The organism is Pseudonocardia pini (genome assembly GCF_013870575.1).
Lineage (GTDB): Bacteria > Actinomycetota > Actinomycetes > Mycobacteriales > Pseudonocardiaceae > Pseudonocardia > Pseudonocardia pini.
In genome coordinates, this window is the sequence record NZ_JACBXB010000301.1 from 1 (window position 1) to 6,239 (window position 6,239).

A 6,239-nucleotide genomic window follows, 5' to 3' on the forward strand; every position below is an offset into this window, starting at 1 on the left:
GTTCCGGGCCCACCAGGCGCAGGAGGACCTGCTCCAGGCCACCCTGCGGGCGCGCCGCAACGTCGAGCGGGCACTCGCGGAGAGCGAGGCCCACTACCGCACGATCTACACCCAGGGTCCGGTCGGCATCGCGGTGGCCACGCTGGACGGGCAGCTGGAGGACCTCAACCCCGCCGCCTGCCGGATGCTGGGCCTGCTGGAGCGCCCGGAGCTGCCGCTCCCGGTCAGCGAGTTCGTGCACGCGGACGACCTCGAGGCCTTCCTCGCCGCCTACGGCAGGCTCGCCTCCGGCACCACGGACACCGTGAGCCTGGACGTCCGGTTCGCCGGGCCGACCCGGATCTGGGTCTGGGGACACGTGACCGGCTCGCTCATCCGGGACCACAACGGCAGGCCGAGCCACCTGATCGGGGTGATCGAGGACGTCTCCGAGCGGTACCGGCTCCGCACCTCGCTGGTCGAGGCGTCGTCGCGGGACCGGTTGACCCGGCTGCCGAACCGGCAGCTGACCGAGGCGGCGGTCCGGCAGGCCTTCGGGGGCTCGGCGACCCGGGTGGGCCTGTGCGCACTCGACGTCGACGACTTCCGCCGGGTCAACGAGATCCACGGCCACGCGGTGGGGGACGAGCTGCTCGTCCTGCTCGCGGACCGGCTCCGCACCACCGCGGGCACCCACCTGGTCACCCGCACGGGCGGGGACGAGTTCGCGGTGCTGCTCGTGGATCCCGAGGGTGTCGGCGAGGTCTGCGCGGTGGCAGACCGGCTGCTGGAGGCCGTGGCCGCGCCGTTCCACGTCGGGGGGCGCTGGGTGCGGGTCACCGTGAGCGTCGGAGTGGCCGAGGGACCCACCGAGTCCGAGTGCGCCGCGGAGCTCGAACGCGCCGCGGGCGTCGCCCTGTCGTGGGCGAAGGGGCAGGGCGGCGGGGCCCGCGCGGTGTTCGACCCGGAACGGGACGCGGGCGAGGCCGCCCGCTTCGCCCTGCTCGCCAACCTGCGGACCGCAGTGGACCGGGGGCAGTTCCGGCTCGCCTTCCAGCCGCTCGTCCGGCTGTCGGACGGCTCGCTGCGGGGGCTCGAGGCGCTCGTCCGCTGGGAGCACCCCGAGCACGGGCTGATCGGGCCGGGCCGGTTCATCGAGCTCGCCGAGCGCTCGGGCGCGATCGTGCCCTTGGGTCGCTGGGTGCTGGCCGAGGCCTGCCGCGAGGCGGCGGGCTGGCAGGACGAGCCGGGCGTCCCGGCCCCGTACGTGAGCGTGAACGTCTCCCCGGTGCAGCTCCCGGAGCCGACCTTCGTCGACGAGGTCGTGGCGCTGCTGGCGGAGACCGGCCTCCCGCCGGAGCGCCTCCAGCTGGAGATCACCGAACAGGCGGTGCTCGGGGACGAGCCCGCCTCCATGGACGCGCTGGCGGCGCTGCGGGCCGCGGGGGTCCGCCTGGCGCTCGACGACTTCGGCACCGGCTACTCGAGCCTCGCCTGGCTGCGCAGGCTGCCGGTGCACGCGTTGAAGATCGACGGCTCGTTCATCGACGGGCTCCGGCACGACCTCCCCGACCCGGTCGACGAGAGCATCGTCGGGTCGCTGGTCGCGATGGCGCACGCCCTCGACCTGGAGGTCACCGCGGAGTGGGTGGAGACCGGCAGACAGGCGGAACGGCTCGCCCGGCTCGGCTGCGACCTCGGACAGGGGCGGTGGTTCGGTGACGCCCGTCCCGCGGGATGGGTTCCGGGTCTGCGGCGGCGTACCATCGAGTAGCCCGCGCCGCCGAAAAACCGAGGAGCGAGTGCGTTGAGTTCCGAACGGAACCTCCACACCGGCCCCAGCACCATCACCGACCTCCCCACCCCGCGTCAGCTCGACGACACGCCCAAGGAGGAGTGCGGCGTCTTCGGCGTCTGGGCTCCGGGCGAGGACGTCGCGAAGATGACGTACTACGGTCTCTACGCCCTGCAGCACCGCGGCCAGGAGGCGGCGGGCATCGCCGTCTCGGACGGTCGTCGGATGGTCGTGTTCAAAGACCTCGGGCTCGTGAGCCACGTGTTCGACGAGCAGACCCTGTCCTCGCTGAAGGGCCACCTCGCCGTCGGGCACTGCCGGTACTCCACCACCGGGTCCACGACCTGGGAGAACGCCCAGCCGGTCTTCCGCACCACGGCGGCGGGGAGCGGGATCGCCCTCGGGCACAACGGCAACCTGGTCAACACCGCCGAGCTGCGGGACGAGGTCACCACCCTGGGCAAGCAGGGCCGGACCTCGCGCATGCAGGCCACCACGGACTCGGACCTCGTGTGCGAGCTGCTGGCCGCCACGTCGGCCGACACGGGGCTGGAGGAGGCCGCGATGCGGCTGCTCCCGCGGGTGCGCGGCGCGTTCTCCCTGGTCTTCGCGGACGAGACCACCCTCTACGCCGCCCGGGACCCGCACGGCGTCCGGCCGCTGGTGCTGGGTCGTCTGGAGCGCGGCTGGGTCGTCGCGAGCGAGACGGCGGCGCTGGACATCGTCGGCGCCTCGATGGTCCGCGAGGTCGAGCCCGGCGAGCTGCTGGCGATCGACGAGGACGGCATGCGCAGCTCGCGCTTCGCCGCGCCCGAGCCCAAGGGCTGCGTCTTCGAGTACGTCTACCTGGCCCGTCCGGACACCACGATCTCCGGGCGTTCGGTGCACGCCGCGCGCGTCGAGATCGGCCGCAGGCTGGCGCTGGAGGCCCCCGTCGAGGCGGACCTGGTCATCCCGGTCCCCGAGTCCGGCACCCCCGCGGCCATCGGCTACGCCCAGGGCTCCGGCATCCCCTACGGTCAGGGCCTGGTCAAGAACGCTTACGTCGGCCGGACCTTCATCCAGCCCTCGCAGACGATCCGCCAGCTCGGCATCCGGCTCAAGCTCAACCCGCTGCGGGACGTCATCCGGGGCAAGCGCCTGGTCGTGGTGGACGACTCGATCGTCCGCGGCAACACGCAGCGCGCGCTCGTCCGGATGCTCCGCGAGGCCGGGGCGCTGGAGGTGCACGTCCGGATCGCGTCGCCGCCCGTGCGCTGGCCCTGCTTCTACGGCATCGACTTCGCCTCGCGCGCCGAGCTCGTGGCGTCCGGGTTGGACACCGAGGGCGTGCGCCGGTCGATCGGCTCGGACTCGCTGTCCTACGTGTCCGTCGAGAACATGGTCGCGGCCAGCGAGCAGCCCCGCAGCAGGCTCTGCTGCGCCTGTTTCGACGGGGAGTACCCGATCCCGCTGCCCGAGGAGGCGCGGCTCGGCAAACACCTGCTCGAGGCGCCCGCGCTCGACGCGGCGGGTGCGGCCTCCGGCGATCCCGGCCCCCTGCGGCAGGCTCCCCTGTCGACCACCGTGCCGACCACGAAGGCGACGCCGCCCGTGTCCGTCGGCTACGGTGCTTCGGACGCCCTGACCAGGCCGTAGTCCGCCTGCCGGGTCCACGGACCCGGCCGCGGCGGGTCACCCCGCCGCAGACAGACCAGCAGGAACGAGAGCACACGACCCATGTCGACCCCCACCCCTGAGCACGACCCGCGCGCCAGCTACGCCGCCGCAGGCGTGGACATCGAGGCGGGCGAGGCCGCCGTCGAGCAGCTCCGGCCCTACGCGGAGAAGGCGACCCGGCCGGAGGTGATGGGCGGCATCGGCGGTTTCGCGGGCCTGTTCGCGCCGCGGCTCGGCAAGTACACCGAGCCGGTGCTGGCCGCGTCGACCGACGGGGTCGGCACCAAGGTCGCCATCGCGCAGGCGATGGACAAGCACGACACCATCGGTCTCGACCTGGTCGCGATGGTGGTGGACGACCTGGTGGTCTGCGGGGCCGAGCCGCTCTTCCTGCAGGACTACATCGCCGTCGGCAAGCTCGTGCCCACGCAGATCGCCACGATCGTCAAGGGCATCGCCGAGGGCTGCCAGCAGGCAGGCTGCGCGCTCCTCGGCGGCGAGACGGCCGAGCACCCGGGGCTGATGGAGGCGGGCGGGTACGACCTGTCCGCCACCGGTGTGGGGATCGTCGAGGCCGAGTCGATGCTCCGGCCCGAGCGGGTCCGGCCCGGGGACGTGCTCGTCGCGATGGGGTCCTCCGGCCTGCACTCCAACGGGTACTCGCTGGCCCGGCACGTGCTGCTGGACATCGCCCGGATGCCGCTCGCGGGGCACGTGGAGGAGTTCGGCCACACCCTCGGCGAGGAGCTGCTCGTCCCCACCCGGATCTACGCGCGGGACTGCCTCGCGCTGGCCGCCGAGACCGGCGTCCGGACCTTCGCGCACATCACCGGCGGCGGGCTGGCCCGCAACCTCGAGCGGGTCCTGCCCAACGGGCTCGTCGCCCAGGCCGACCGCGGCTCCTGGACCCCGGACCAGGTGTTCTCGCTGATCCAGAGCCGGGGCCGGGTCGAGCGGGCCGAGATGGAGAAGACCTTCAACATGGGCGTCGGGATGGTGGCGGTCCTGCCGCCGGACGATGTGGACCGCGCGCTCGCCGTCCTCACCGCGCGGCACGTCCCGGCCTGGGTGCTGGGCGAGGTGACGCGTTCCACGGGCGAGGAGTCCGGCGAGCTCGGCTCGCGCGTGCGGATGGTCGGCGTCCACCCGCGCTTCTGACGGTATGAGCGAACGGCACTCTCGCTCATACCTAGTGCACGAACGGCACTCTCGCTCAGACTTGGTGCACGCTCAGACCTGGTGCACGAACGGCACTCTCGCTCAGACCTAGTGCACGAACGGCACTCTCGCTCAGATCCGGTGCCGTTCAGACGTGCGCGGGGACCGGCTCGCGGAGCATCGGCGGGTGCAGTGCGGTGGCCGGGCCGCGACGGAACAGCTGCGGCGGGCGCCCGCGGCCGCCGGTCACCCGCGTCGAGGTGGGGAGCAGGAAGCCGGGGGTCGAGGTGACCTTGCGCTGGAAGTTGCGCGGGTCGATCTCCACGCGCCACACGGCCTCGTAGACACGACGCAGGTCCGTCACGGTGAACTCCGGCGGGCAGAAGGCCGCGGCCAGGGTCGTGTACTCGAGCTTCGCGCGGGCCCGCTCCACGCCGTCCGCCAGGATGCGGTCGTGGTCGAACGCCAGCCCGTAGACATCCTCGACGGGCAGGAACGCCGCTCCGGCCTCCGGGTCCGGGATGTCCGGCAGCAGGGCCAGGTAGCCCATGCTCAGCACCCGCCCGCGCGGGTCCCGGTCCGGGGCCGCGTAGCCGGCCAGCTGCTCCAGGTGGCCCTCGACGGCGCCCTGCGTGGCCGCGCCGGTCTGCGCGACCAGCTCCCGGGCCGCCGTGTCACCGAGATCCTCGTCCGCCTGCACGAAACCGCCCGGCAGCGCCCAGTGGCTCTCGAACGGTCGCTCGCCCCGGCGCACCAGGAGCACGCAGAGCTGGTCGCGACGGACCGTGAGGACCACCAGGTCCACGGCCACCGCGAACAGGTTCCCGCGCATACCTCACCCCGCTTCTCGTCGGCGTGAGGCTATCGGGTGAAGATCGGGGCCCTTCCGGAGGGCTGTCCGGCCCAGCTCGACGGGCTGTCGTCCCGGCAGCGGCTCGGACGGGTCCGGTGGTCGCGCGGAGCGTTCCGAGCGGGCGGCGACGACCACCGACCGTGACCTCGAGCCCCGGCCGACCCCGACGCGGACGCCGAAGCTCGGCACGACGGCGAGCGATGCTCGGCCGTGACACCACGACCACCTCTCACCTGCCGAGAATGCTCACGGCGAGTGAGAGGTGGTGTGTCGATCTCGAAGGTCCCCCGGTGAAGAACGCCCGGTCGCGGGGACCGGGCGATGGAGGTGACGCCTACCGGCGGTCTCCGTCCTCGTCGTCCGTGTACTTCGAGTAGCGCTCCGCGTACTCGTCGTACTCCTCGTCGGCCTCGGATACCGCCGTCCCACTACCGATCTCGCGCTGCAAAGCATCGAGATCCATCGTGGGGGAGCTGTACTTGAGCTCTCGGGCCACCTTCGTCTGCTTGGCCTTGGCTCGTCCGCGCCCCATGGCTGGTCCCCCTTACACAAGGGAAGGGGCGGCCGAGTATCACGGCGGCCCCTTTCAACGTCATCACTGTCCTGGCGACCACAATACCGTGCGATCGGTGGGACGTGCGACGTGGCATCGATGGTGTGACGTAGCCCCGATCGGTGACACCCCGGGTACGGGACCGGAGGCTGTGTCGGAGCCGGCCACCCGTACGGGAGGATCACCGATCATGCCGTCGCCGTTCGTCTCCTACCTGCGGGTCTACGAACCCCTGCGGGCCT

At 72.6% G+C, this 6,239-nt stretch carries 5 protein-coding genes; 3 read left to right on the forward strand and 2 right to left on the reverse strand.

What is annotated here, in order from left to right:
• From H5J29_RS17545 to purM, 3 genes are all read left to right on the forward strand, one after another.
• On the forward strand, window positions 1-1,753 hold a 1,753-nt coding region (locus H5J29_RS17545), incomplete at its 5' end, for a putative bifunctional diguanylate cyclase/phosphodiesterase (RefSeq protein ID WP_181782033.1).
• Between the two features lie 72 nt (window positions 1,754-1,825).
• On the forward strand, window positions 1,826-3,412 hold the full coding sequence (gene purF, locus H5J29_RS17550; protein ID WP_181782037.1) for an amidophosphoribosyltransferase: 1,587 nt from the start codon (window positions 1,826-1,828) through the stop codon (window positions 3,410-3,412).
• An 81-nt stretch (window positions 3,413-3,493) separates the two neighbouring features.
• Window positions 3,494-4,591, forward strand: a complete 1,098-nt coding sequence (purM, locus tag H5J29_RS17555; protein ID WP_181782034.1) for a phosphoribosylformylglycinamidine cyclo-ligase — start codon at window positions 3,494-3,496, stop codon at window positions 4,589-4,591.
• A gap of 148 nt (window positions 4,592-4,739) precedes the next feature.
• Here the strand turns inward: purM and H5J29_RS17560 are convergent, their stop codons facing one another.
• Complete coding sequence (locus tag H5J29_RS17560) at window positions 4,740-5,423, reverse strand: NUDIX hydrolase (protein ID WP_181782035.1); 684 nt, start codon at window positions 5,421-5,423, stop codon at window positions 4,740-4,742.
• Between the two features lie 355 nt (window positions 5,424-5,778).
• A complete protein-coding gene (locus H5J29_RS17565; protein ID WP_181782036.1) occupies window positions 5,779-5,976 on the reverse strand; it encodes a DUF3073 domain-containing protein in 198 nt (65 codons plus the stop codon).
• Between the last annotated feature and the right edge of the window lie 263 nt (window positions 5,977-6,239).

Excerpts from the sequence above, each read along its gene's own strand:
- purM (WP_181782034.1), top strand. The coding sequence starts at position 3,494 with ATGTCGACCCCCACCCCTGAGCACGACCCGCGCGCCAGCTACGCCGCC.
- H5J29_RS17560 (WP_181782035.1), bottom strand. The coding sequence starts at position 5,423 with ATGCGCGGGAACCTGTTCGCGGTGGCCGTGGACCTGGTGGTCCTCACG.
- H5J29_RS17565 (WP_181782036.1), bottom strand. The coding sequence starts at position 5,976 with ATGGGGCGCGGACGAGCCAAGGCCAAGCAGACGAAGGTGGCCCGAGAG.